The following is a 24,250-nucleotide window of genomic DNA, read 5'->3' as shown; positions in this document are numbered from 1 at the left end:
TTTTAGAAAGCCTTTTGTAGCTAACCTATAACGACCGCTTCTATACCAGACTGTTTTTATCCGAATAGTTGAGCTTAAAAAAGATGAAGGTCATAGTAGAGAAGGCCAGCAAAGAACTTCCTCCATAACTAAAATAAGGTAACGGGATCCCAACGGTCGGAAAAAGTCCCATAACCATCCCTAAATTGATCGAAAAGTGCATTAACAGGATGGAAGCAAAACAGTAACCAAAAACCCTGTTAAAAATAGACTTTTGCTTCTCTGCAAGGTAATAGATCCTTCCAATATACAATAAGTAGCACAAAACAAGTCCCGCACTTCCTACAAATCCCCATTCTTCACCAACGGTACAGAAAATATAATCCGTACTCTGTTCAGGTACAAATTTACCCTGGGTTACTGATCCCTCACGATATCCTTTTCCTAAAAGTCCGCCAGAGCCAATTGCTGTTTTTGAATAAAGAAGGTTATATCCTGAAGTATCCCTGAATGCCTTTTCTCCTTTATAAAGAACCTCTATCCTCTCCCTTTGGTGTTTAGGTAATTTCTCTAAAATATAAGGTGTTGCAAATGCCAATCCGCACAACAGAATAATAGAGCCTGCAATACTTGAAATGGATATAACATTCCAGGACATTTTATAATAGTTCATTGCAATTAAAATTCCTGCAATGACCAGGATAGCAATCACTACATAAATAGGATTCACCGCAAGAGAAACAAGAAAAACAGCAGCAAAAAGAAATCCTATCCCGAATAATAATCCACTTAATCCTTCTCTATACAATGCAATGAAAAATGCTACAAAAACAAGCAGTGAGCCAACATCCGGAATTGCCAGTACAACAACTGCAGGAATTCCCACGATCGCCAGAGAGGTCAATAAAGATTTTCTATTACTTAAATTAAAATCGGGACCCGAGACATAATTAGCCAGCATCAATGCTGTTCCCAGTTTTGCAAACTCTACCGGCTGCAAACTTAAAGGTCCGAATTTGTACCAGTTCTTTTGCCCAAGAACCTCTTTTCCAAAGGGAAACAGTCCGATCAGTAATAAGACTCCGATAATATAGATAATCCCTGCCATATTCTCAAAGAACTTGGTACGGGTAAAAAAGATAATGAGCCCTACAAAAACAGATATTCCAAACCAAACTGCTTGTCTGGTCCCACTTGCCGGTTCCACACTGTAGATGTTTGCTATCGCAAAAATGCAAAGCAGGAAATATAGACCAAGGCCTAATTTATCTAATCCTTCTGTCCATTTCATTGCTTTTTATCTTTTTTAGTTTGAGTTTCTGCGTCTATCTGTTTCTGTAATTTTTCTTTCTGTTTCTTTATAAAATCCAGGCTGTCCTGTATTTTTTTTAGTTTTACAGAATCCTGTTTCGGATCTTTGTATAAACCTTTACGTTTTAAATCGACGATCCACTGTCTTTTATATTCAGGCATAAAGCTGGCAGATGTCATCTTTTTGTAAAGATTTTCTCTTTTCAGATCTCCTGTAATATATTTCTCCGCGATCACCGTACTTGCTGGTCCTGCCCATGTAGCACCGAATCCTGCATGCTCCATTACAGCAACTACTACAATTTTTGGCTTATCCGCCGGTGCAATCAAAACAAATATGGAATTATCTTTACCCTGAGGAACCTGAGCAGTCCCTGTCTTGGCCAGCTGAGTAAAATCATTTGATTTCAATCCTCTTGCCGTACCTCTTAATACCACTGCTTCCATTCCTTTAAGAACAGGCTCAAAGTGTTTAGGATCAACCAGAGTTTTATGCTTTTTCTTAAATCTCGGATCCGGATTAGGCTTTCCGTCAATTGATTTTACAATATGCGGAGTATAATACCATCCCCTATTGGCAATAGCTGCCACGTAATTGGCAAGCTGCAAAGGAGTAACCATTACGTCCCCCTGTCCCATTCCGTTGAAAACAGCACCTGTAGCCAAAGGATCCCAGTTTTTACTGTCTTTTTTAGAACCACTTGCTTTAAGGATGGATGCCATTCTTTTTTCATAAAATGCTCCAGAAGGAATTCTTCCTCTTGCACCAACGGCAAAATCATTGTTTAAAAATTCTCCAACCCCAAAGCTGCTCATAATAGCTTTCCACTCGTCAACACCTTTAGATGGATTTCCCGGATATTTATTAACAATCGCTAAAAATGCATAAGAAAAATAACAGTTACTTGAAACCTGTATGGAAGGAATTAAAGGTTCCGCTCCACCGTGCCCCTTGATTCGTAATCCTCTGTAATTGAATCCGCCCCCACAAGGGAAAATCGTGTTTTCATCCATTACTCCCATTTGCATAGCAGATAATGCCGTAAGTAGTTTAAAAGTGGAACCAGGAGGATACCCTGCCTGCAGAGACCTGTCAAATGTTGGCTTATTTTCGTAAATCGTATCTTTAGATAAAGCGTATAAATTTTTGGATTTCATAGGCCCTGTGAAAAGATTAGGATCAATATCCGGACCTGTCGCCGACACTAAAACCTCCCCGTTATTAGGATCTAAGGCAACGATGGCACCATGTTTATTCACCATCATTTCCTCCGCCATTCTCTGAAGATCATAATCAATGGTCAGAGTAATATCTTTTCCTGTAATTACATCCTTATCTAATGCTCCGTTTTTGTATGAACCAATGTTTCGAAGTCTGATATCCTTCTGGATGTATTTCATCCCTTTTACCCCACGAAGTTCTTTTTCGTATGATTTTTCAACTCCTGTTTTTCCAATGAAATCTCCCGGCAGGTAATAAAGAGAATCCTTTTTTATATCCCTTTCATTAACCTCACTTGTATACCCTAATAAATTTCCGGAAGTGGAGACCTCATATTGACGCTGAGGTCTGGAAACGATACTGAATGCAGGATATTTAAAGATGATTTCCTGAACCCTCGCAATATCTTCTCTGCTCAGATCTTTGATAAAAGTCATCGGAGTGAGCTTAGAATAATATTTTTCTTTCTTGATTGTATTGATTTTATTAATGAAGTCGGATTTGCTTATCTTCATTAAATTACAAAATCCCAAAGTATCAAAATCAGGTTTCATTAAAGCCTGAGTGAAAGATATCTCATAAGCCGGCTGGTTACCTACCATGATTTTTCCATTCCGGTCAAAAATAACACCCCTTTGCGGGATCACATATTCTATTTTGATAGATGTGTTAGCCGCGTTTAGCGCATACCTGTCCGTAAACAACTGCAAATATGCAAGCCTTGCCACAAAAATAAGGGCAATAACAGCAACAACGGCAAAGATTTTTAAATAACGTGTGTTCAAACTTTTTGTTTGATTTTAAAGATTAATGCGTAAACAACTATAAATATAAAGGAAATTACACTTGTTACCAACACATTAAACAATATTTCAAAAAATCTGCTGAACTTAAAGAACTCAATATACTGTACTAAAAGCTGGTGCAGGAAAATACTTGAAAATAGAAAAAGTAAGAACTGCCCCCATTGCAGAGATTGAAAAGAAAAGAAGTCGGTGGACGTATCAGTGGACGTCCTGAAGATCAATGTTCTGAAATACGCAATAAGTGTCGTAGCCAGTGCATTAATTCCCCATGAATATAAGAAGGCATCAATAGAAAGTCCTATTAAAAAACTCAATGCCAAAAATTGAAATTTATTTCTGAAAAAAGGATAAAACATGACAAATACAGGATATAGCACGGGAGTATACTTCCCGAACAAAGTGATCCTGTTCAATACAAAAATCTGTAATGCAACAAGAAAGATCATGATTAATATATCCGTAAAAAGTGTTCTGCTAATCATTTTCCTTTTTTATTACTGCCTGTAATGTATCCTGGATTTTTTGAACCTCAGCTTTCTTCAGGCTTTTTACCACATACACTTTATTCAGGGAACCCATTTTCTCACTGAGTTCTACTGAAATATCCCAGAAACCGGTTTTGTTATCTACTGAGTATCCTGCCACAGTACCAATCATTACCCCTTTAGGAAAAATCGCTGATTTTCCATCGGTAACAATCGTATCTCCAATTTTCAGGGCTACATATTTCGGGATATCTGCCAAATGCATTACCCTAGAGTTATCTCCGTTCCATGTTAAGGTTCCAAAATACCCAGATTTTTTTAACGAAGCATTGATCCTGATACGGTTAACACTTAAAACCGACTGAACCAAAGCATAACTATCTGTTGAATTTATAACGATCCCTGCAATTCCCTTCGGAGCCATAACTCCCATCTGAGGAAATACCCCATCTCTGCGGCCACGGTTAATTGTAAAATAATTATTTCTCCTGTTAATACTGTTGAAAACAATTTCGCCATCCACAAAGGTGTAGATCTGGCCACCTCCTAAAGTATCGTGAACTTTTCTGAAGATCGGCTTTTTAGCACCATCCTTTCCATACAGTTCAATCATTAAAGCTTTATTCTGAGCAACAAGATCTTCATTGATTTGCTTAAGCTTCAAATAAGAAACCCCTTCATCAATATAACCGGAAACCCAGGAATTTAACGCTGCGGACTGACCAGCAATCCAGGATTTTTGCATGGCATTTTTAGAAAATATAAGGACCAGAGCAATAATTTGCAAGAAAATAAAGAAGACAAAAAGAGCGTTCTTCGAAAATAATCTCAGCAAAAATCCCATTCAGATAGTGTTCGTAAAAGTTAAAATTATTTAATTAAGAAATTGAATTTATCCATATTCTTAAGTGCAATCCCGGTTCCGCGAACAACCGCTCTTAACGGATCTTCAGCTACAAAAACAGGAAGACCTGTTTTCTTATGTAATCTGTCTGCAAGACCTCTCAACAATGCACCTCCTCCTGCAAGATAAATACCTGTTTTATAAATATCAGCTGCCAGTTCAGGTGGTGTTAAAGAAAGAGTTTCCATTACGGCATCTTCAATTCTGATGATCGATTTATCCAATGCGCGGGCAATCTCTTTATACCCAACCATGATTTCTTTTGGTTTACCTGTGATAAGGTCTCTACCTTGTACCGGAATATCTTCAATATCCACATCCAGATCTTCAACAGCAGACCCTACTTCAATTTTCACTCTCTCGGCTGTTCTTTCACCAATATAAAGGTTGTGATGTGTTCTCAGAAAATAAGCGATATCATTCGTGAATACATCCCCTGCAATTTTCACAGACTTGTCACAAACAATACCTCCTAAAGCAACTACTGCAATTTCAGTTGTCCCTCCACCTATATCAATGATCATATTACCTTCCGGTTTTTGAACATCAATTCCTACTCCTATTGCAGCCGCCATTGGTTCATAAATCAGTCTTACCTCCTTAGCATTTACTTTTTGTGCAGAGTCTCTTACCGCTCTTTTTTCCACTTCCGTAATTCCGGAAGGGATACAGATTACAATTCTTAAAGCAGGCTGAATGAATTTACCTTTGATACCAGGAATTTTTTTAATAAACTCCTTGATCATATGTTCAGAAGCATGAAAATCTGCAATAACCCCATCTTTCAAAGGACGAATTGTTTTGATGTCTTCATGGGTTTTCCCCTGCATATGTTTAGCCTGTTCACCAACAGCTATCGGCCTTCCAGTAGATCGCTCAATTGCAACAATTGAGGGCTGGTCTATAACAATTTTATTATTATGGATGATAAGTGTGTTAGCGGTTCCCAAGTCTATCGCAATTTCTTGCGTAAACATATCGAATAAACTCATATTTTTCTTCTGATTTAAGTTTACAAAGATATAAATTAAACACTACCAATAAAATTTGGCAAGCATATAATTTGGTTAAAATTTTATTAAAATTTGAAATAATTCTTTAACGGTCAATTTAATTTCTTATAATATCAATCCAAACTCAGAACAGTAACGGATTTATAGTTTTTCACGATAATTATCATACACAATTTCAGAAAGTGTTTAATTAAAAAAAGCGTAAATTTGCCCCCGGATATGTTACAAAACACTCATACAAATCAAACTTCAAATTTCGCCGTTCTTTCCATAAGCTACGAAAAGGCAGATGGAGAAACACGAGGGAAATTTGCGTTTTTTGATGAAAACATAAAAAATTTCGTTACCCGTATTCACGATGAAAATTTAGGGGATGCCTTTGTGGTTTCTACCTGCAACAGGACCGAAATATATACCACTACTTCCAACTATCTTTTGGTTGCTGAAGAATACTGTAAAACGATCGGGGTTAACATTACTGATTTCTTGCAGTTTGCCAATATCCTTACCAAGGAGGAGGCTTTAACTCATTTGTTCAGGGTTGCCGCAGGTCTTGAAAGCCAGATCATCGGGGATTTTGAGATTATCGGGCAGATCAAAAAAGCATACAGCCGTTTTAAAAAAGAAAGAAAGAACTCTAATCCTTATTTGGAAAGAGCGATCAACTCGGCGATCCAGATTTCAAAAAGAATTAAAAATGAAACCGGGATATCCAATGGGGCCGCTTCAGTTTCTTATGCCGCTGTTCATTACATTCTGAATAATCAAAAAAGGATTACCGAGAAAAATATTCTGCTTTTAGGAGTGGGTGAAATCGGACAAAATACGGTTGAGAATCTTGTAAAGCACGTTTATCAGCCTAAAATAAAAATCACCAACAGAACCCAGGAGAAAGCTGAAAAGATTTCTCAGAAATACACCATTCCTCACGTTGATTATGCAGACTTCGATAAAGAACTGAAAAATACAGACATTCTGATTGTGGCAACAGGGGCAAAACATCCTATTGTAAACGCTTCACATTTTCCAAACGGAAAAGAAACTTTGGTCATTGATCTTTCCATTCCCCACAATGTTGAAAAAAATGTTACGGATAATAAAAATGTAACCTTGATCGATGTGGATGAATTATCAAAACAAATTCAGGAAACAATCCAGCAAAGAGAAAAAGAAATTCCAAAAGCAGAACAGATCATCAAGGAAATGTCTAAAGACTTCATAGAGTGGGAGAAAAAAAGAAAACTCGCTCCCAACATTCATCATTTCAAAGCGGTCCTGAAAAATATGGAGCGTAATGAAATGCATCAGTTCTACAGAAAAAATAAATACATCAATGTAGACGATATGGCACTTTCTGAAAAGATGATTCAGAAAATTACCAGCCGTTTTGCAAAATACATCATAGATAACCCTTTAAAAGCCGAAGAAATTAGTAAATTAATGCACGAAATATTAGTTGAACAACCAAACAACGAATTCAATGAAAAGCATTAGAATAGGAACAAGAAACTCAGCACTTGCTCTTTGGCAGGCGAGAGAGGTCGCAAGGTATCTGCAAAATAATAATTACACGACTGAGATCATGCCCATCCTTTCTTCGGGTGATAAAAATCTTAATCAACCTCTTTACGCTTTAGGGATTACAGGCGTTTTTACCAGAGATCTGGATACCGCATTATTAAATGATGAAATAGATATTGCTGTACACTCTCTGAAAGATGTCCCTACAAAACTTCCCCAACATACAGAACTTATCGCATATCTGGAAAGAGATTATCCGCAGGATGTTTTAATAAGAAAAGAATCAGCAAAAAATAAAGAGTTTCATGAACTTAAGTTAGCAACAAGCAGCTTGAGAAGAAGAGCGTTTTGGCTGAAATATTATCCGGAAGCAACTTTCTCCGATATTCGTGGAAATATACAGACACGCCTTCAAAAATTGGAAGAACAGGATTTTGATGCCACTATATTATCTTTAGCAGGCATCAAAAGAATGAAAATGGACATTGATTACGAGATGCTTCCTTTAATGATCCCAGCGCCTTCTCAGGGAGTTATCGCAGTTGCCGGACATTCGGATAAAAAAGAAATCAATGAAATAGTACGTCAGATTAATCATAAACCCACACAAATCTGCGTTGAGATTGAAAGAAATTTCCTTAGTACCCTTGAAGGAGGATGTACTGCACCCATCGGAGCCTTTGCTGAAATATTTGATGACCAGATCCGCTTTAAAGCAGCACTTTGCTCACTGGACGGAAAAAACTGCATCGCAACGGACGAAAATTTCACATATAATGAGAGTGAAAATTTCGGAGAAAAATATGCAAAAATAGTACTCGAAAACGGAGGCAAGGAATTAATGGCCGAAATAAAGAGCCAGATATAAATTCAGGCTTTTGCCGGCAATCAATTTTATCTCAAATGAAAATCTTATTTACCAAAAATATAGACCCCTCTGTTTTATCCAAAGAATTAGGAGATGACATTGGGGTTGATTGTATTGAGGTAATTAAAACAACTCCGATTCGTGTTAAACCATTCGATTTAAAAAATTACTCACTTATTTTCACAAGTGCCAACGGAGTGACTTCTTTTTTCGAAAATCAGTTCAGACCTAATGAGGATTTTACGACAAAAAATTACAACAAGATTTATTGCGTCGGGGAAAAAACAAAAAGAATCCTCCGAAAATATGGGTTTGGCACCTTTAAGGTTCTGAAAAATGCAGAAGCACTTTCAGAATTTATCATTGGGCATTGTCCACATGAACAATTCCTGCATTTTTGTGGAAACCTGGCCATTGATGTTCTGGACAATGAACTGCCATTACAAAATATCAAGTACAGAAAGATAACGGTTTATAATACCGAAGAGATCAATCCGTTAATATCTGAAAAATATTATGGCATAGTCTTTTTCAGTCCAAGTGGAGTTCGTAGTTTTGCAAAGCGAAATTCATTAGATCATACGAAACTGTTTTCTATTGGAGAAACAACCTCCAATGAAATAAAAAAGTATACCCGGGAAAAAATTTTCACTTCAGAAGGTAATACTCTGGTTTCCATTTTAGAAATGATCAGAAGAGAAAGTAAGAACAACCTGTAGCAAATTTGCGCTATCAATTTTACTGCAGATTTAAATAAATTATGATTAAGAACGACCTATATTTAAAAGCCCTTCGCGGAGAGACCGTAGAAAGACCTCCTGTGTGGATGATGAGACAGGCCGGAAGATACCTGCCGGAATTCATTGCATTAAGAGATAAATATGATTTCTTTACAAGATGTCAAACTCCTGAACTCGCTTCTGAAATTACCGTACAGCCGATCCGTAGATATCCGCTGGATGCTGCTATTTTGTTTTCTGACATTTTAGTAGTGCCACAAGCAATGGGAATCGACTTTAAAATGAAGGAATCAGTGGGCCCATGGCTAGACACTCCCATCAGAACAATGGAGCAGGTTCAGAATGTTGTGGTTCCCGATGTGAATGATACTTTAGGATACGTTTTTGATGCCATAGAATTAACCTTATTAAAATTAGATAACGAAATCCCGTTGATCGGTTTTGCAGGATCTCCATGGACTATCCTTTGCTATTGTGTGGAAGGAAAAGGAAGTAAAGCTTTTGATATTGCCAAATCATTCTGTTTTCAGCAACCGGAAGCAGCCCATTTGCTTCTTCAAAAAATTACAGATACTACCATTGCCTATTTAAAGAGAAAAGTAGAAAAAGGAGTATCAGCAGTGCAGATTTTCGATTCCTGGGGAGGAATGCTCTCTCCAGATGATTATCAGGAATTTTCATGGCAATACATCAATCAGATCGTGGAAGCTTTAAGCCCATTGACCCACGTGGTTGTATTTGGAAAAGGATGCTGGTTTGCCCTGGAAGAAATGACAATGTCCAAGGCCTCAGCTCTTGGAGTAGATTGGACAATAAAACCTGAGTTTGCAAGAACTTTAACCAATCATACAATGACCCTTCAAGGGAACTTTGATCCGGCCCGATTGCATTCAACCCCTGAAACCATAAAAAAGATGGTAAACGAGATGATTCATCGATTTGGAAAAGATCGCTATATTGCTAATTTAGGTCACGGAATTCTGCCAAACATTCCACTGGAGAACGCAGAAGCCTTTATCAGAGCTGTTGTAGACTGGAAACCTTAATAGTTTCACGACTCAGATATAAAACAAATCCCTTTCAATAATTATTGAAAGGGATTTGTTATTACAAAAAGCCCCTGTTTAAGAGGCTATTTCAGAGATTATTCTTTTATAATTTTCTTACTGATAATTTCCTTTTTATTATCTATCAGAATCAGATAGCTGCCTTTCGGCAAGTCAGAAAGATTATATCCGTCCGCCAATCCTGTAAAGCTCTTAACTTGTCGGCCTGCTAAATCCAGCACGGTGATTTTAGAGTCAAATCTTAAGTTTCCAGACTGAATATGTACAAAATCTTTCACAGGATTAGGGTATACCTGCATCTTATCTGCAAATGAAACCTCAGAAGTACCTAATGCTCCGGAAGTAATGGCAACATCATCTACGACAACACCGTAAGAATAATCCCCTGCATCGTCATATACAAATCTCATTTGAAAATTAGCATTGGCATAAGGCGTAAGATCAATATCCGTAGCTTGCTCATAGGTTGTAACAACATATAAAAATGTATTAAAATCAAGATCCCACTGACCAGCATCCCCCGAAAAAGTAAATACCTGTACCCATGATGTCCCGTTAAAAACCTCGACTTTTAACGTTGAATCATCATCATAAATCATGTTAGCATACTTAAATGAGAGTTTAGGGTTCTGAACCGCCGATAGGTTAATAACAGGAGACACAAGCCTGGCATTGGAGTTTATGCTTGAGGGTCCTGCATTATCATCATCAAAAAAAGCTGCACCTGAGGGAAATGTAGCGAAGCCATTTTCAGATCCTACGTCCCAATTAAAAGAAGTATCGGGATTATTTGTCGTCCATCCGGATGGTAAAACATTTCCATCAAAATTTTCAGAGAACACTTGGGCATTGTATATTCCACACACCAAAATAAAAGAAAGTAAATATTTTTTCATAACGCATCTTATTTATTATATTAAATTTAATAATTAATATCATTATAATTGTAAAATTTAACACAATAATTATTTTTTATGAAAATTAAACACAAAAAAATATAAGAGTTTTACTTGAATTTATGATTATATTTAACTTCTAACACTTTAAAAATCAAATAACATGAAAAAATTAAACAAAGAAACAATGAAGGCTATATATGCCGGCGGCGAAATATGCCTGGAATGCGCCTACGGATATTACCAGGTTATTATACAAGGAAGATGTTACTGCGTTCCTTGGGAATAATAAACCTATAAAAAAAGCAGTTTTACAACTGCTTTTTTATTTCTTTTATTTCGATTAACTTAACATTCTTTTGGCCTTTTTTACTCCTTCTACAAGAAGATCAATTTCCTGAAAAGTATTGTATACTGCAAAACTTGCTCTTACAGTTCCTGCAATATTAAAGAAATCCATTATAGGTTGCGTGCAGTGATGCCCTGTCCTTACAGCTACACCCATCTTATCCAGAATCATTCCTACATCGGAAGATATTCCTACGCCTTCTAAATTAAAGGAAACAACGCCCGTTCTTCTGGCCTTTTCTCCATAGACTTTAAGACCTTCAATCTCTAAAAGCTGTCTTTGAGCATATTCCAACAAAGCATTCTCATGTCTCTGAAGATTTTCGTGTCCTACTTTTTCGATAAAATCTACTGCCGCTCCTAATGCTATATTACCTCCGACATTTGGCGTTCCTGCTTCATACTTAAATGGCAATCCGGCATAGGTCGTTCCATCGAATGAGCATGTGGCAATCATTTCCCCTCCTCCATGAAACGGTGGCAAAGAATCTAAAATATGTTCTTTCCCATACAGGATTCCGGTTCCCATTGGAGCGTACATTTTATGCCCCGAAAATACAAAGAAATCACAATCCATTGCCTGCACATCAATTCTGAAATGAGGAGCAGACTGCGCACCATCAATAACGATATAAGCATCGGAATTCCTTCTGGTCCTTGAGATAATCTCCTCAATAGGATTTACAACCCCCAATGCATTTGAAACCTGGTTTACGGCAACAACTTTAGTTTTCTCGCTTAGATACTGATCCAAATAATCAAGCTGTAAAATACCATTGTTATCAATCGGAATCACACGAAGCTTTGCACCTGTTCTTTCACATAGCAACTGCCATGGAACAATATTAGAATGATGTTCTAAATATGAAATAATGATCTCATCATCTTTTTTCAGCTTTCCGGTAAGAATATAAGCGATGAGGTTTAACCCTTCCGTTGTTCCCTTTGTAAAGATCACCTCAAAATCATGCTTTGCATTAATAAATTTCTGTATCTTTCTTCGCGAAAGCTCCATTTCTTCAGTAGCAAGCTGACTTAAAGTATGAATCCCTCTGTGAACATTTGCATTAATTTCTGTATAGTATTGGTTCCAAACCTCTAAAACGGAGTTTGGTTTTTGTGATGTCGCTGCATTATCCAGATAAACCAGAGGCTTACCGTTGACCTCCTGATCTAATATAGGAAACTGACTTCTTATTTCTTGAATGTCAAACATTTATTATAAATTTTACAATTATTATGTTCTTATTTAGAACACTTCAAATTTACATCTTTTTTTTTGAAAGGCTAAAGAAAGAATAGCATTATAGATGCAATCTAAAATAAAAAACCTGCCAAAAAATTGACAGGTTTTTATATCATTGTTATTAAGCAATTCTTATTCAGCTGCAGTTTCCTCAGCTGCTGGAGCAGCTCCTTCAGCTACAACCTCTTCTTCATCCTCATCATCTTGTGCTGCTGCACCTCCCTTCATTGCATTTCTAGACATCTTAACAGCTACAACAACTGCATTGTCAGGGTGCATGAAAGAATATCCTTCAGTTTTGATAGCACCAACATATAGTTTGTTACCAATCTTAAGTGAAGTAATATCAATAACGATCTCATCCGGCAAGTTTGCAGGGATCGCTTTTACTTTTAGCTTTCTGAATGACTGACGTAGAACACCCCCAGCAACAACACCTTTAGAACGACCAGTAACTCTTACCGGAACTTCCATAATAACCGGCTTATCAGCAGATAATTGATAGAAGTCAGCATGAAGAATTTTGTCTGTAATTGGGTGGAACTGAATATCCTGAAGAACTGCTGGAATTGTTTGTCCGTCAACTTCAATAGATACCGTGTGTGCTTCAGGAGTATATACTAAACCTTTGAAAGATTTCTCTTCTGCAGAGAAGTTCAATGGTTCTGTCCCTCCATAAACAACACAAGGAACTAATTCAGCATCACGTAAAGCTTTTGTAGACTTTTTGCCCACGCTTTCTCTTTTTGTACCTTGAATTGTAATAGATTTCATTTATAAAAATTTAAAATTTTGTTTTAAAATACAATTTGCAAACTTCAGTAAATCAATTAGATAACAAATTTACTACTGATTGACTGGTGCTCATGAACCATCTTCATAACATCTGCAAATAATGGGGCGCAAGATAGCACTTTTATTTTAGATGACAAATTATTTTTAACAGGAATTGAGTCAGTTACAATAACCTCCAGCAATTTAGAGTTCTCAATATTCTCATAAGCCTTTCCTGAAAGCACTCCATGAGTAGCCATTGCTCTAACTGTTTTTGCTCCTTTCTCTATTAAGATATCAGCAGCTTTGCAAAGCGTTCCTGCTGTATCAATCATGTCATCAATAAGAATAACGTTTTTACCATCTACATCCCCGATAAGGAACATTTCCTCTACAACATTAGCTTTCTTTCTCTCTTTGTAAGCAATTACTACTTCAGCACCCAGGTGTCCGGCATAGTTTTTAGCTCTTTTTGCCCCACCCATATCCGGTGAAGCGATGGTAAGATTATCCAGATTCAGGTCTCTGATATAATCTACAAAAATAGTTGACGCATACAAGTGATCCACAGGAATTTCAAAGAATCCCTGAATCTGATCCGCATGCAGATCCATGGTCATAATTCTGGTCGCTCCCGCAGCAGTTAAAAGATTAGCAGCCAACTTAGCACCTATAGGAGCTCTTGGCTTATCTTTTCTATCCTGTCTTGCAAGTCCGAAATAAGGAAGTACAACAGTAATACTTTTCGCAGAAGCCCTTTTTGCAGCGTCAATCATTAGAAGAAGCTCTAATAGATTATCCGCGGGAGGGAATGTAGATCCAATCAGGAAAACCCTACCTCCTCTTACTGATTCGTCTAAAACAGGTTCGAATTCCCCGTCACTAAACTCCTGGAAGTTTATTTTTCCTAATCCCTGCCCATAATGCTGAGCAATTTTTTCTGCCAAGTCCTTACTTGTCCTTGTACTAAATAGATAACTTAACTGATCGGCCATTTTTACTTTTTAAGATTTTGCAAATTTAAAAAAAAACCACAAGAATTAGTCTTGTGGTTTCTAAGTTTTTGTTTCCTTTATATTTTAAGGGAATCTTACTCCTGAATAATTATTCGCATTTACCTGTGGTAAAGAAGAATTATACTTTGCATTAATTGATTTAATAAATTCATTCGCAACAATAGCATAACCTCTTCCTGTCAAGTGAACTCCATCAAGAGAAAAAGCTCCACCCGTTACAAACTTCGCAGTGTATCTTACCCCGTCAAATGAAATTCCGGATTGGCTATTAAGTTCAACCATCTTTTTGTTGGCATCTACAAAAGCGTATCCTTTAGCATCTGCTGCTGCTTTAATCGTTACGTTATAAGCATCAATGGTTGTGTTTACATCAGTAACTTCTGTTGCCGTCAATACATATTTATCAGCAAACGGATAAGCAATTCCTTTTGCACCAAGGCTAGCGGGAACCCCTGGAGGCAATGTTTGAAGTGTTCCTATCTCAGCTTTAGAAGTTAAAGGAACCAAATCTCCTGCTTTCGCCTGTCTTGCTTGTCCATAAGTAGCTCCTAAATATGTTGCTAAAGCAATCAGGGTTGGATTTCCGGATGCTAAAGCAGCACCTGTAATCTGAGCACCTAGATTTGGAAGGCTTTCGTCTACTATAAGCAATGGATTAGCTTCAGTTTTAGACAAAGGCTTTATTCTTCCAGCACCTCCTACTGCAGCCAAAATCTGACTCAATGGCCCGTATAAGTTTGTATTTAAATTATCTATTGTTGCATTTCCTACAGTAACATTACCTCCACCTAGAACAGAAGCTGTTAAAGGGTTATAAGGAACAGTTGTTAAGGAAGGAATAGAAGTAACGCTAGGAATATTTGCGATAACACCTTTAGCATTTGTAGAGGCAATCTCATTAATTAATGCATTATAATATTGTGTAAATTGTGCCGGTGGTGTAAGGGTTTCAACCGTAGCATCTCCACCTGCAAGAGCATATAACAACGCATCATTATTTCCTATCCATAATGAAAAGAAAGTAGGCTTCTGTGCTTTAAAATCAGCAATTACAGATGTTGTAGGACTTGATGCAAATCTTACAAAATACGGATTAGCTGTTTTAGTAGCAATTCCTTGAATGTTACCATATCCAGGAGCCAGCAAATGAGCCACTTTTGCTCCCGGAACTCCCATGTTATTGAAAGGACCCGTCAAAATGGTATTTACAAGTGCTGTTGCTGTATTATTATTCGCATTTTTAATATCAGGAGAACCATTTACAAAACCACTAATGAATAATTTTGTATTGGCAATCTGAACAGGACCGGCTAAGGTATTTAACAGCAATCCACCATTATTATCCGGCATTAACGGTTGTTTGAAATCTCCTCCTCCGACAAGTTTCATTTGCTGAGCTATCATAGAAGGATAAGATTCATTTTGTCCATCTGAATAAAGAGCTCCATCTCTATAGCCTGATGTTAATGAATTACCCAATGCTACATATTTAGAAAAGTCTGCATTCCCTTTCGATACCTGGATATCTTTAACATCCGTATCAAAATCATTTTCGCAGCTCGTTGTAAATAAAAGCGCAGAGACAGCGATTGTAGAAATTATAATTTTTTTCATAGTCTTTCAATTAAAAAGGATTATAAGATAAACCTAGACCAAAATAAAACGCCCTGGCTTTTGCCTGTCCGTAGAATCCAAGATTCGCATTATTAACGTCTCTTGCCTGAGGCATTGCATATCCTCCAGCAATATCAACTCCAAATTGTTTCAACTTAAAGCCTACCCCTCCTGTTACTACATAAGTATTAAATGAAGGTGTTTCAGCTATAAAATTGTTGTCAGAATAAGGAGATTCATCATAATAAGCTCCCAAACGTCCAAAAATCATATCGCTAAATGCATATTGCGTTCCTAACCTGAAGGTTTTTGAGTTTCTGAAGTTTTTTGGAGCAACAAGCACCGTAGGATCTGCTTGGTTTCCAATAGGAGCATTGGCAAAATCCAATGTCAGTTTACTGTATCTTTCCCATCCATGATAGTTAAAATCAGCAGAAACCAACCATTTTGGTGTAATCTTATAGGTTAAACCTATTGTATATTCTTCCACTAAAGGAAGCGTTGCAGAGAAACCATCTTGTCCGTTCGCTCCTAATCCTAATAATGAGTAGATAGACTGTGATGGAAATTTAAATGTTGCTGTTCCATTCTTCGCTTTCATATCAACCGGAGAACGGTATGCAATACTAACATCCAGTTTTTCTTCAGGTCTGAAATAGAAACCAAACCCGTATCCATGTCCACTTGCTTTCTCATCATTAATATTTACCTCACCTCCAAATTGAGTAATTGCTTTATCCCAGTCTACTTTTCCTCTTGCATATATATAACTCGCTCCAAAAGCTAACCACGGGGCCAGTTTTACTGAAACCATTGGCTGGAAGTAGAAACTTTTTAATTCTAATTTCTGAACCATTTCTCTTCCTTCCCAATCATTTGGCCATTGGATCGTACTACCAAAAGGTGTTGAAAAGCTGAAACCTACTGATAAATTCTCCAGCGGTTTATAAGCAATAGCCGCATAAATAGGTGTTCCAAGAGGATTATCAGTTTCTGTACTTTGTAAAGTATTTAAATTCTGAAAAGTAACTTTATTACTTGCTCCAAATCCTCCGGCAACTATACTCAGTTTAGAAGGAATGAATGACATACCCGCAGGGTTAAAGAATGCCACACTTGCATCTTCAGCATGAGCACTAGTATGTGCCATTGCCAATTGCTTTACCCCTTGCAAAGAAACCCTGAAGCCTCCAGCGTAAGATAAAACACCCGCCAATAAAGCAGTTGATACTAATATTTTTTTCATAGACTATTATTATATAACCCAAATATAAAATTATTTTGCATAGGTCTGTTAATATTTCTTAATATTTTAAACATTATACGAAAAGAAAATTATGTTTAAAATAACACTTTAGGAAAAATTCACCATAAAAGCATATATACTAGTACATTGGTAAAATTCGGTGATAAAAAAGTGTTTTTTGTTTAATATCAAACAATGATGTTGACGAATATTTGAATTTTTTAGAATTACATAAAGATAAAAATATATAAATTTGCAAGATTAAATAATAGTTATATGAGTTGTGGATGTAAAACATCCGGCGATTCTGCGCATTCTTGCGGACCCAAGAAATCCGCGAATGGTTGTGAAAATGTAAATACCTGTGGTAATAGTTATAAATTAAGTGTTTTCGACTGGCTATCTAACATCAATAATCCCGCATCTAACAGGTGTGATTTTGTAGAAGTTAGATTTAAAAATGACAGAAAATCGTTTTATAAAAATGTAAATAATGTTCCATTACATATAGGTAGTGTAGTCACCGTAGAATCTAGTCCCGGACACGATGTTGGTGTGGTAAGTCTCACCGGCGAATTAGTGAAAATTCAGATGAAAAAGAAAAAATTTTCTGAAGAAAACTCACTAAAAATATACAGATTAGCCAATCAAAAAGATATTGAAGTTTGGCAGGAAGCTAGAAAAAAAGAAGACAGCGTAAAGATCCAGGCAAGAAAGATTGCCCATAATCTGGGGCTTGAAATGAAAGTTACTGATGTAGAGTATCAGGGAGATGCCTCTAAGGTAACATTCTATTATACTGCAGATAATCGTATCGATTTCAGACAGTTAATAAAAGAATACGCCTCTACATTCCGAACAAAAATCGACATGAAACAGATCGGTTTCAGACAGGAAGCCGCAAAAATCGGAGGAATCGGGTCTTGTGGAAGAGAACTTTGCTGTTCGACATGGCTTACCGACTTCAGATCTGTAAATACCAACGTTGCGAGATATCAGCAATTAAGTATCAACCCGCAAAAACTTGCCGGGCAATGTGGTAAACTAAAGTGTTGTCTAAATTATGAATTAGACAGTTATCTTGATGCATTAAGTAATTTCCCTTCTTCGTCAACAACATTGGATACAGAAAAAGGAAGAGCTTTCTGTATTAAAATTGACGTTTTCAAGAAGAAAATGTGGTTTGCCTATGTGGATAGCTCTGTAGCATGGTATGATTTTGATATTGACCTTGTAAAACAGTTCATTTCTAAAAATAAAAGAGGAGAAAAAATACTCCCTCTTGAAGAACTTAAACAACCGGATATCCCGTTGCATAGCATTGATCTGATTCAGGAGAATAATGTGGATCGATTCGAAAAGAAAAATAAAGGATTCAACAAAAACAGAAACCAGAATCACAATAACCAGAACAGGCAAAACAACAATCAGGGACAAAGGAAAAATAAACCGGAGAGATCTGAAAAACCAGACCATACCAATTCTAATCATAACCCCAAACAGCCAAGGCCTCAGCAGCCAAAAGCTCAATTGGAGAAAGTAGAAGCGAGTAATTCCGGTCAGGAGAAAAAGCCTCAACAAAATCCAAACAAGAAAAAATTTAAAAAAAAATTTCCTCCAAAAAAAGATAACAATGCATAAAGTTTTAGGATTTTTATCCCTTATTCTTTTCTTGAGCTGTAATTCTCCGGGAGAACATGTCACGATGAATTCCATTGATAGTAAATGGAATAAGAAAAGTGAGCAGAAATTTAATCTTGAGATTTCGGATCCACAGAATCCTAAAAATATTATATTTGTTGTAAGAAACAATAACGATTATCCTTATAGCAATATAAGGTTTATCGTTAATTTCACCAATCTTCAAAACAAGAAAAAGGAGACGGATACGTTGAATTATATTCTTACAAAACCAAATGGAGAATGGCTTGGAACAGGTTTTGGAGACACGAAGGAAACGCTTTTCCAGTATAAATTAAATTACAGGTTTCCACAAAAAGGAAAATATGAAATTGGATTGATACAAGCGATGAGAAATGATTTCCTTCCGGGGATTGAAGATATTGGAGTAAAAATAGAAACGGCTAAACCGTAATCATAAATGGAAGAAAACAAAAAAAACACAGGAAGTAAGGGAAAGACGTTTCCGCTTCCTCCCAAAAAGAATAATAAAAATACCTCCTGGAAAAAGTGGGTTAGATTTATTTGGCTTGGACTCATTGTAGTTGTTTTGGGAATTTCCGGAACTTTCTTTGCTGTTTCACAAGGTTTTCTTGGTGAAATGCCGGATGTTGAAGAATTGGAAAACCCTGACATTTATGTTGCTTCTCAGATTTTTTCTGCAGATGGTGTTCTTTTAGGTAAATTTGAAAAAGAAAAAACCCAACCTATTACCTATAAGGATCTTCCTCCTTTTCTTGTATATGCACTACAAGCTAAAGAGGATGAGCGTTTTAAAGAACACTCCGGAATTGATTTACAATCAATTGCCAGAGCAGTTGTTTATGGAGGTGGCAGAGGAGGTGGCTCCACCATTACCCAGCAGCTTGCAAAACTACTCTTCACAGGGGGAGCTTCACAAAACAAGTTAGCAAGGGCTTTCCAAAAGCTAAAAGAATGGGTTGTGGCAGTAAGCCTTGAAAGAAGATATACCAAAGAAGAAATTGTAACGCTTTATTTCAACAAGTTTGACTTTTTATACAATGCAAACGGAATTGAAATGGCTTCAAAAATCTATTTTAACAAAAGCACCAATCAGCTTACATTACCTGAAGCAGCTATGTTTGTTGCCATGCTGGAAAATCCGGTAAAAAACAATCCTATGCGTAATGAGACAAGAGCGAAGGCAAGAAGAGATGTTGTTTTGGAGCAGATGCAGAAAACAGGTTATATTGATGAGGATACTTACAACAAAGCGGTAGCAACGCCTATTACTTTAGACTATCATCCGATCAAAAACATCAATGATGACTACTCTGCTTACTATAAGTTTTATCTGAAAAAAGAGATCGATAGTTATCTTAAAGATCACGAAAAAGAAACCGGTAAAAAATTAAACCTTTATAAAGACGGACTTAAAATATATGTTACGCTTGACTCTAAAATGCAAAAATATGCGGAAGAGGCAATTAAAGAACATTTGACAGACCTTCAAAAAAGATTTGATGCAGAACAAAGAGGCAGAAAAAACAGACCTTTTTATTACTTAACGGATAAGCAGATCAACAGTGTAATGGTTCAGGCTATGAAAAGAACAGGACGTTACAAATTGCTTAAGGCAGCCGGAGTATCTGAAGATTCAATCCTTATGGAATTCCATAAACCGATAAAAACATCACGCTTTACATGGAATGGAGAGGAAGAAGTTGAAATGTCTCCTTGGGACTCTATCAGATATCATAAGCAGATTGCTCAGGCAGGTTTGATGTCTATGGTTCCTGGAACCGGTGAGATTAAAGCATGGGTTGGAGGAATCGACTGGCAGCATTTCCAGTACGACCATATCAAACAAGGTAAAAGACAGGTAGGATCCACATTCAAACCTTTCGTATATGCAACTGCTATCATGAAGCTTGGAATGACACCTTGTTCAGCTGTTTCAAACGGAACCTACGATCATAATGGATGGCATGTTCCCGGCAGAGGCGGAATGCTGACGTTAAAAGATGCTTTAGCGCACTCTCAAAACCCAGTTGCAGCACGTCTTATAGAAATGACCGGAGTAGATGCTGTAATACAGACTGCAAGAGATCTAGGAGTGACTGAGGAAATTCCAAGAAACAATACAATTGCATTAGGTTCATCTGACATCACGATTTACGAAATGCTTGGTGCTTACAGTACTTTCGCCAACTATGGTAACTATAATAAACCTGAAATGATCTGGAGGATAGAAGATGCCAACAGCAGGGTTATCAAAGAAGTAAATGTAGATCCAAAAGAGGTAATGAATCCTCGTTATGCCTACACCATGATTGAATTGATGAAAGGGGTAGCCCAATTTGGTACCGCTTCCGGAGAACTTTCAAGAAGGGGCATCTCAAAAGCGGTGGAAATTGCCGCCAAAACCGGTACTACACAGAACAACTCCGATGGTTGGTTTATGGGAATAACTCCTAAGCTAGCAACAGGTGCCTGGGTAGGATGGGAAGACAGAGCAACTCACTTCTTTGGAACAGGTGAAGGACAAGGAGCAAGAATGGCATTGCCGATCTGGGCGATATTTATGAAAAAAGTCTGGGCAGATAAAAGTTTAGGCATTACTCCAGATGACAAGTTTGTGAAACCATCAGATTGGAAAGACGGATGTTCGGATCTCAAAGGATTGAGTGGAGGTTATGGAGATGAGGGAGGACTTCAGACAATCGATCAAATTAAAAATCCTAGGCCTGTAGATCCTACCCCAAAAAGCAACACGACGAAGAAAGAAGAGAACGTCAATGAAAACCTCAATAAGAGTGAAGAAATTGATTTTAATAAATAAATTCTCTTTTACAAATACACGAGACCTTTCAATCTGTTTGAAAGGTCTTTTTTTATTGTTGTATCTTTGATTCATGAATATTAAAGAGATCAAACAGCCTTTTATAAAGAAGTTTCCCGGAGACTTTTCAGGAAATCCAATGCAGAGAGCAACGCCTAAAGTTTTGTTCTCAACGGTTAGTCCTGCCGGGTTTGATAATCCGGAATTAATTATTTTCAATGAAAAACTTTCTGAAGAAATCGGTCTAGGAAAGTTTGAAGAGAACGACCTGGATTTTCTTGTTGGAAATAATCTACCTCCTAATATTCAACCTTACGCGACAGCATATGCAGGACATCAATTTGGAAACTGGGCAGGGCAACTTGGTGATGGCCGGGCAATATTAGCAGGAGAAATAATAAATAGTTCCGGACAAAAAACTGAAATTCAATGGAAGGGTCCAGGAGCCACTCCATATTCAAGACATGCAGACGGAAGAGCTGTATTAAGGTCCTCAGTCAGGGAATATCTGATGAGTGAGGCTATGTATCACCTTGGTGTTCCGACTACAAGGGCATTAAGCCTATGTTTTACAGGAGAAGATGTGATAAGAGATATGATGTACAACGGGAATCCCCAAAAAGAAAAAGGAGCGATAATTATCAGGACTGCGGAAAGCTTTCTACGGTTTGGACATTACGAGCTCATTTCTGCTCAGGCAGAATACAAAACCTTACAGGATCTCGTTGACTTTACTATTCTCAATTATTTTCCTGAAATCACTTCATCGGATTCTGAAAAATATAAAGATTTCTTTAAAAGCATCTGCACAAGAACGGCTGATCTGATGACAGAATGGTTCAGAGTGGGTTTTGTACATGGAGTTATGAATACAGATAATATGTCTGTGCTTGGGCTTACCATTGACTATGGTCCATACTCTATGATGGATGAGTATGATCTGAATTTCACTCCCAATACCACCGATTTGCCAGGAAGAAGATATGCATTCGGAAAGCAGGGGCAAATCTCACAATGGAATTTATGGCAGTTGGCAAATGCGCTTCATCCATTAATTAAGGATGAAAAATTTTTAGAAAATACCCTCAAGAATTATGGTAATTATTTCTGGGAAGCTCACGACAAAATGCTTTGCCGAAAATTCGGATTTGATCAGCTATTAGATGGTGACGAAGAGTTTTTCAGCAACTGGCAGGGATTGATGCAGGAATTAGAATTTGATCACACCTTGTTTTTTAATCAGTTGGAAAAACTCAAAGAGGGAGATGACCTGAAAGGGTTGTTTGAAAATGTATCTTATACCTTCCTAAATGATGATCTTTTGAATAAGCTTAAACACTTTATTCAAAAATACAAAGAAAGAATTTCAAAAAATAAAATTACAAAGGAAGCCTCTCTCAACCTGATGCAAAAAGCTAATCCAAAATTCATCCTTAGAAATTATCTCTTGTACCAATGCATTGAAGAAATTAATGAAGGGAAGAAAGATTTATTAAAAAAATTAACACATGCCCTCGAAAATCCTTATCAGGAAATTTATCCTGAATTTTCCGTAAAAAGGCCTGTTGATTATGATGATATTTCCGGATGTTCCACGCTGTCTTGCAGTTCGTAAGTTCATAATAATAAGCAAGATAAGTGATATCTATTAAAAAAAATGTTTAATTTTGAGTATAACTATAAAATTACATTATGAAAAAGACTTTACTATCTTTAATATTATTAACAAGCGTGATGGGTACTGCTCAAACCGTCTTGTTAGATGAAGGCTTCGAATCTTACACGAATTTTGCCATTACAAATATCGGAAGTTGGCTGACTTTAGATTTAGATGGTAGAAATACTTACACAGGAGGTGGGCCTGTAGTAGGAGGCAGTACCGTACCAACCTGGACTGCTAATTGGACAAATGCCGGTGGTGCTATGGCATTTCAGATTTTTAACCTTTCAGCAAGTAATGCCACAAACAATCTGACTTCAGTACCAGGAGTGGATGAAGAAATAAGAAATTTCACTCCACATGGTGGACAAAAAACAGCTGTATCCTGGGCCGCAGTGCCGGCTGCTGGTGTAAATGCAAATAACGACTGGCTTATTTCTCCAGCTGTAACATTAGGAGCAGGTGGCAATCAATTAAGCCTTTGGGTAAAAGCTCTATCTCCTGCCTTTACAGAAAACTATAAAATAGGAGTATATGTCGGTAACGGTACACCTACGTCAGCTGCGAACTTTACAATAATATCTGGTGCAACTCCATTAACAGCCCCTTATGCGGCATGGCAGCAAGTTACGCAAAGTTTGGATGCTTATAGTGGTCAAACAATCAGGATTGGTATCCAATATATGTCCTCAGATCAATATATGTTTATGTTAGATGACGTTAAAATTACCACAGGCACTCTTTCAACATCCGAAAATTCTGCTAAAGTTAGAACAGGCATTTATCCCAACCCTACAAAAGGAGAAGTTGAAATCAGAACAGACAAAAAAATAAAGTCAATATCTGTTTTTGATGTTTCAGGAAAATCAGTTTTAAAAATGGCTTCGGTAAAAGCAGATCTTTCTTCACTCCCTAAAGGAAATTATTTGATGCAAATCGAATTTAACGATGGGACATCATCCTCAGAAAAAGTCATCAAAGAATAAATGATTTTTACACATAGAAACAAAACTCACCGGAATTGGTGAGTTTTTTATTTTACTTTTGCAAA

General features: G+C 37.1%; 21 protein-coding genes. 10 read left to right on the top strand and 11 right to left on the bottom strand.

What is annotated here, in order from left to right; genetic code table 11:
* Window positions 1–40 precede the first annotated feature (40 nt).
* The 5 genes from rodA to PFY10_14280 are packed head-to-tail and all read right to left on the bottom strand — an operon-like array spanning window position 41 to window position 5,699.
* Window positions 41–1,270 (bottom strand): rod shape-determining protein RodA, encoded by a 1,230-nt coding sequence (gene rodA / locus PFY10_14300; protein ID WBV55399.1) that lies wholly within the window; start codon window positions 1,268–1,270, stop codon window positions 41–43.
* Window positions 1,267–3,297: a penicillin-binding transpeptidase domain-containing protein gene (locus PFY10_14295; GenBank protein ID WBV55398.1), complete on the bottom strand. Its 2,031-nt coding sequence runs from the start codon at window positions 3,295–3,297 to the stop codon at window positions 1,267–1,269. Before PFY10_14295 ends, rodA begins: the two co-directional genes overlap by 4 nt.
* Window positions 3,294–3,800, bottom strand: coding sequence for a rod shape-determining protein MreD (locus PFY10_14290; GenBank protein WBV55397.1), 507 nt, complete (start codon window positions 3,798–3,800; stop codon window positions 3,294–3,296). The genes PFY10_14295 and PFY10_14290 overlap by 4 nt, the downstream gene beginning before the upstream one ends.
* Entirely contained in the window at window positions 3,793–4,647 is an 855-nt protein-coding gene (gene mreC / locus PFY10_14285) for a rod shape-determining protein MreC (protein ID WBV55396.1), read from the bottom strand. Before mreC ends, PFY10_14290 begins: the two co-directional genes overlap by 8 nt.
* Before the next feature lie 26 nt (window positions 4,648–4,673).
* Window positions 4,674–5,699 (bottom strand): rod shape-determining protein, encoded by a 1,026-nt coding sequence (locus PFY10_14280; protein ID WBV55395.1) that lies wholly within the window; start codon window positions 5,697–5,699, stop codon window positions 4,674–4,676.
* 240 nt (window positions 5,700–5,939) lie between these two features.
* Between PFY10_14280 and hemA the strand changes: the two genes are divergently transcribed.
* Genes hemA through hemE form a run of 4 tightly spaced genes read left to right on the top strand, consistent with a single transcriptional unit; the run spans window position 5,940 to window position 9,895 of the window.
* The gene (gene hemA / locus PFY10_14275) at window positions 5,940–7,214 is read left to right on the top strand and encodes a glutamyl-tRNA reductase (protein ID WBV55394.1); all 1,275 of its coding nucleotides are present in this window, start codon (window positions 5,940–5,942) and stop codon (window positions 7,212–7,214) included.
* On the top strand, window positions 7,201–8,109 hold the full coding sequence (gene hemC / locus PFY10_14270) for a hydroxymethylbilane synthase (protein ID WBV55393.1): 909 nt from the start codon (window positions 7,201–7,203) through the stop codon (window positions 8,107–8,109). Before hemA ends, hemC begins: the two co-directional genes overlap by 14 nt.
* A gap of 35 nt (window positions 8,110–8,144) precedes the next feature.
* Entirely contained in the window at window positions 8,145–8,828 is a 684-nt protein-coding gene (locus PFY10_14265; protein ID WBV55392.1) for a uroporphyrinogen-III synthase, read from the top strand.
* A gap of 41 nt (window positions 8,829–8,869) precedes the next feature.
* Window positions 8,870–9,895 (top strand): uroporphyrinogen decarboxylase, encoded by a 1,026-nt coding sequence (hemE, locus tag PFY10_14260; GenBank protein ID WBV55391.1) that lies wholly within the window; start codon window positions 8,870–8,872, stop codon window positions 9,893–9,895.
* A 98-nt stretch (window positions 9,896–9,993) separates the two neighbouring features.
* Here the strand turns inward: hemE and PFY10_14255 are convergent, their stop codons facing one another.
* Window positions 9,994–10,812, bottom strand: a complete 819-nt coding sequence (locus tag PFY10_14255) for a T9SS type A sorting domain-containing protein (protein WBV55390.1) — start codon at window positions 10,810–10,812, stop codon at window positions 9,994–9,996.
* A 163-nt stretch (window positions 10,813–10,975) separates the two neighbouring features.
* Between PFY10_14255 and PFY10_14250 the strand changes: the two genes are divergently transcribed.
* Window positions 10,976–11,101 carry a GNAT family acetyltransferase gene (locus tag PFY10_14250; protein WBV55389.1) on the top strand — a complete coding sequence of 42 codons (126 nt, stop codon included), beginning with the start codon at window positions 10,976–10,978 and terminating at the stop codon, window positions 11,099–11,101.
* Window positions 11,102–11,155: 54 nt separating this feature from the next.
* Here PFY10_14250 and PFY10_14245 read toward each other — a convergent pair whose 3' ends face one another.
* The 5 genes from PFY10_14245 to PFY10_14225 all read right to left on the bottom strand — a co-directional run bounded on the left by PFY10_14245 (window position 11,156) and on the right by PFY10_14225 (window position 17,056).
* Window positions 11,156–12,376, bottom strand: a complete 1,221-nt coding sequence (locus tag PFY10_14245) for a cysteine desulfurase (protein ID WBV55388.1) — start codon at window positions 12,374–12,376, stop codon at window positions 11,156–11,158.
* Between the two features lie 162 nt (window positions 12,377–12,538).
* Window positions 12,539–13,180, bottom strand: a complete 642-nt coding sequence (locus PFY10_14240; protein ID WBV55387.1) for a 50S ribosomal protein L25/general stress protein Ctc — start codon at window positions 13,178–13,180, stop codon at window positions 12,539–12,541.
* 56 nt (window positions 13,181–13,236) lie between these two features.
* Window positions 13,237–14,175 carry a ribose-phosphate pyrophosphokinase gene (locus tag PFY10_14235; GenBank protein WBV55386.1) on the bottom strand — a complete coding sequence of 313 codons (939 nt, stop codon included), beginning with the start codon at window positions 14,173–14,175 and terminating at the stop codon, window positions 13,237–13,239.
* A gap of 84 nt (window positions 14,176–14,259) precedes the next feature.
* A complete protein-coding gene (locus PFY10_14230) occupies window positions 14,260–15,810 on the bottom strand; it encodes a G-D-S-L family lipolytic protein (protein WBV55385.1) in 1,551 nt (516 codons plus the stop codon).
* A 10-nt stretch (window positions 15,811–15,820) separates the two neighbouring features.
* Entirely contained in the window at window positions 15,821–17,056 is a 1,236-nt protein-coding gene (locus PFY10_14225) for an outer membrane protein transport protein (GenBank protein WBV55384.1), read from the bottom strand.
* A 276-nt stretch (window positions 17,057–17,332) separates the two neighbouring features.
* On the opposite strand from PFY10_14225, the gene ricT reads away from it, so the two are divergent.
* The 5 genes from ricT to PFY10_14200 all read left to right on the top strand — a co-directional run bounded on the left by ricT (window position 17,333) and on the right by PFY10_14200 (window position 24,185).
* A complete protein-coding gene (ricT, locus tag PFY10_14220) occupies window positions 17,333–18,697 on the top strand; it encodes a regulatory iron-sulfur-containing complex subunit RicT (GenBank protein WBV55383.1) in 1,365 nt (454 codons plus the stop codon).
* A complete protein-coding gene (locus tag PFY10_14215; protein WBV55382.1) occupies window positions 18,690–19,151 on the top strand; it encodes a gliding motility lipoprotein GldH in 462 nt (153 codons plus the stop codon). Before ricT ends, PFY10_14215 begins: the two co-directional genes overlap by 8 nt.
* 6 nt (window positions 19,152–19,157) lie before the next feature.
* Entirely contained in the window at window positions 19,158–21,539 is a 2,382-nt protein-coding gene (locus PFY10_14210) for a transglycosylase domain-containing protein (GenBank protein WBV55381.1), read from the top strand.
* A gap of 73 nt (window positions 21,540–21,612) precedes the next feature.
* Window positions 21,613–23,154, top strand: a complete 1,542-nt coding sequence (locus PFY10_14205; protein ID WBV55380.1) for a YdiU family protein — start codon at window positions 21,613–21,615, stop codon at window positions 23,152–23,154.
* A 77-nt stretch (window positions 23,155–23,231) separates the two neighbouring features.
* Window positions 23,232–24,185: a choice-of-anchor J domain-containing protein gene (locus PFY10_14200; protein ID WBV55379.1), complete on the top strand. Its 954-nt coding sequence runs from the start codon at window positions 23,232–23,234 to the stop codon at window positions 24,183–24,185.
* Window positions 24,186–24,250 lie beyond the last annotated feature (65 nt).

Source organism: Chryseobacterium daecheongense, from assembly GCA_027920525.1.
Taxonomy (GTDB): domain Bacteria; phylum Bacteroidota; class Bacteroidia; order Flavobacteriales; family Weeksellaceae; genus Chryseobacterium; species Chryseobacterium proteolyticum.
Note: the sequence above shows the minus strand (reverse complement) of the source record. Positions and strands in the feature narration are given on the sequence as shown.